Annotated in this window: 3 protein-coding genes and 1 pseudogene; 1 reads left to right on the forward strand and 3 read right to left on the reverse strand. The window is 65.3% G+C overall.

The annotated features are described in order from the left end of the window. The 3 genes from MOV74_RS34780 to MOV74_RS34790 all read right to left on the reverse strand — a co-directional run. A partial coding sequence (locus MOV74_RS34780; RefSeq protein ID WP_246931544.1) for an MlaD family protein occupies positions 1-815 on the reverse strand: 815 nt, incomplete at its 3' end. A gap of 41 nt (positions 816-856) precedes the next feature. Next, positions 857-1,627 (reverse strand): ABC transporter ATP-binding protein, encoded by a 771-nt coding sequence (locus MOV74_RS34785; protein WP_027545159.1) that lies wholly within the window; start codon positions 1,625-1,627, stop codon positions 857-859. Between the two features lie 2 nt (positions 1,628-1,629). Next, positions 1,630-2,763: an ABC transporter permease gene (locus MOV74_RS34790; protein ID WP_246931546.1), complete on the reverse strand. Its 1,134-nt coding sequence runs from the start codon at positions 2,761-2,763 to the stop codon at positions 1,630-1,632. 134 nt (positions 2,764-2,897) lie between these two features. On the opposite strand from MOV74_RS34790, the pseudogene MOV74_RS34795 reads away from it, so the two are divergent. After that, positions 2,898-3,103, forward strand: a pseudogene (locus MOV74_RS34795) (dipeptide epimerase); the annotation flags it as partial.

Consider the following 3,103-nt stretch of genomic DNA (forward strand, 5'->3'; position numbering starts at 1 on the left):
GGCGCGCTGTTGCTGGCGCCGAACAGCACGCGGGTCGGGTTGCGGTCGAAATTGTTCACGGCGCGGCTGATGTCGCCGAGGGTGCGACGGCCGTCGGCCATCAGCGCGCCGGAGCGCTTGTCGAAATCGTCGGCGAGCTCGCGGATCGACTTCACCGCCTGGAACAGCTCGCCGCCGTCCTTGCCGCCGGCGAGCGAGTTGAGGCCGAGCATGAGATTGTCGGCCTTGAGCATGACGCCGTCGACCTTGGCCATCACGCCATCGATCTTCTCGGAATTGCGCGCGAGCGAGTTGGTGAAGGTCTCGAGATTCTTCAGCGAGTTCTTCACCGATTCCTGATTGTCGGCGACGATCTTGTTGATGTTCTGCAGCGTGCCGCGGATCGCCTCGGTGACGTCCTGGAGCTTGTTGGGATCGGCGGTCAGCGTCGGGATGCCGTCCTGGTCGAGCGGCGGCGGGGCCGCGGCCTCGTCGCCGCCCTTGAGCGAGATCGCGGCGACGCCCGTGAGGCCCTGGAATTCGAGGCCGACCAGGGTGTCCTTGCGGATCGGAGCGTTGTTTTCGATCATGGCAAGTGCGACAACCCGCCGCGGGTTATCAAGCTTCACCGAGACCACCTCACCCACCCTGATACCGTTGAAATTGACGCTGCCGCCATTGCGCAGGCCCGCGGCCGGGCCCTCGAACACGACGCGCAGGGGGCTGCGCTGCTTGGTGGTGTGCAGCGACTGAAACCACAGCACGAAGCCGATCGCCGCGGCGATCACCGCCAGCGTGAACGACCCGATCAAGACGTAGTTCGCCCGCGTTTCCATCAGGTGCTCCGGCTACTCATCCCAGCTACTCAACCCAGCTCTCAACCCATGACCGCGCGGGCGCGCTTGCCATGGAAATACTGCCTCAGCCAGGGATGCTGCGAGGCCTGCATGTCGGCGATCGACCCTGCCGCAATGATCTTACCGTTCCCTAAAACGGCGATGCGGTCACATGCGGTGTAAAGGCTGTCGAGGTCGTGGGTTACCATGAAAACCGTCAGCCCCAAAGTGCGCTGGAGCGTCCTGACCAGCTCGTCGAAGTCGCCGGCGCCGATCGGGTCGAGGCCCGAGGTCGGCTCGTCCAGGAAGACGAGGTCCGGATCGAGCGACAGCGCGCGCGCCAGCGCCACGCGCTTGATCATGCCGCCCGAGAGCTCGGACGGGAAGCGCTCGGCGACCTCGGGCTTGAGGCCGACCATGGTGAGCTTGGCCATGGTGATCTCGTCCATCAGCCGCTGCGAGACCCGCAAATATTCACGCATCGGAAACTGGATGTTCTGCCGCACGGTGAGCGAGGAGAACAGCGCGCCCTGCTGAAACAAGACGCCCCAGCGCCGCTCGACGTTGCGGCGCTGCGAGGTGTTGGAGGAATCCAGATCGACACCGAACACTTCGATGGAGCCGGCGACCTTCGGCACGAGGCCGATGATGGTGCGCGTCAGCACCGACTTGCCGGCACCGGAAGGGCCGACGAAGCCAAGGATCTCGCCACGCTTGACGTCGAGGTTGAGGCCGTCGAGCACGCGTGTGCTGCCGAACTGCACGGTGATATCGCGGACGCGGATGATGGGATTTTGGATCTCGCCTGCCATCGTCACATCCCGATCGAGGCGAAGAAGATCGCGAACACGCCGTCCATGACGATGACGAAGAAGATTCCCTTCACCACCGAGGCCGTGGTGTGCTGTCCGAGCGATTCCGCGCTGCCCTGCACGGCGAGGCCCTCGACGCAAGCGACGATGCCGATCACGGCGGCCATGACCGGAGCCTTGACGATGCCGACGATGAAATGGTCGATCGAGATGGCGTCGCGCAAGCGCAGCAGGAAGGCCTCCGGCTCGACCCCGCCATAGAGCCAGGCGACGAGGCCGCCGCCATAGAGCGCGGCCATCGCGCCGAGGAAAGCGAGGATCGGCAGCGCCAGCACGAGAGCCATCATGCGCGGCAACACCAGCACCTCGATCGGGTCGAAGCCCATGGTGCGCAGCGCGTCGATCTCCTCGCGCATCTTCATCGAGCCGAGCTCGGCGGTGTAGGCGCTGCCCGAGCGTCCCGCGACCATGATCGCGACCAGGAGCACGCCGATCTCACGCAGCACCAGCACGCCGAGCATGTCGACCACGAAGATGTCGGCGCCGAATCGGCGGAAATGGAAGATGCCCTGCTGGGCGATGATGCAGCCGATCAGGAAGGTGATCAGCACGATGATCGGCACCGCGCGCCAGCAGACCTGCTCCATGTGATGCACGGTCGAGGTCAGGCGGAACGAGCGCGGATGGATCAGGACGCGAAATCCTGCCGCGAGCACGGCGCCGAGCATGTCGACGAGGCCCGCAACCGTCCCGCCCACACCGGCCACGGTCCGGCCGATCTGCTCCAGCATGCCGGTGATGGTCACCGTGCCGCCGTCGACCACGGCCGTCGCCCTAACCCGCCGCACCTCGTCGACCAGGCTCGAATAATTGGCGGAGAGTCCCGCGATCTGCGCCTCGACGGGCCCATTGGTCAGGCTGCGGCGCAGCCGCTCGATCAGCCAGGCGCCGAAGGTGTCGAGCTTGGCGACCTCGGAGACGTCGATGAAGATGCTCTGGGGGCCGCCGGCCAGCTTCTCGGCGTCGGCCACGATCCGCTCCAGCACCGGCGCGAAGCTCGCGGTCCAGGTCCCAGTGGCGCAAAGTGCCAGCGCGTTGCCCTTGGCAATCCGCTCCAGCTTCGGATCGCTGTTCAAGATGTCCGCTCCCGTGCCGGGGCGGAGAAGATCAGAGAGTTGCGCACGCGCCCTTACCCAGAGAAGGTATCCCCAAGTGGTTAATGTTAGTTGCTAGAGGTAACTAGCAGGTTCAGATTTCGCCAGAGTTCAAAATGACTTCCATGAAATTTGCTTCCCTGGCGGCGCGAATCGAGCGCTTCCCGATCGCGGGCAGCTTTACCATCAGCCGGGGGGCTAAAACCGAGGCCGTGACTGTCGTGGGGGAGGTCAGCCGGGACGGGCTGACCGGCCGCGGCGAGTGCGTGCCCTATCCCCGCTATGGCGAGACGCCCGAGGCGACGCTCGCGGCCATCCAGGC

Origin of the sequence: Bradyrhizobium sp. SHOUNA76, from assembly GCF_023006445.1 — a bacterium.
Lineage (GTDB): Bacteria > Pseudomonadota > Alphaproteobacteria > Rhizobiales > Xanthobacteraceae > Bradyrhizobium.

Coding starts and splice junctions, on each gene's coding strand:
- MOV74_RS34785 (WP_027545159.1), bottom strand. CDS start 1,627: ATGGCAGGCGAGATCCAAAATCCCATCATCCGCGTCCGCGATATCACC.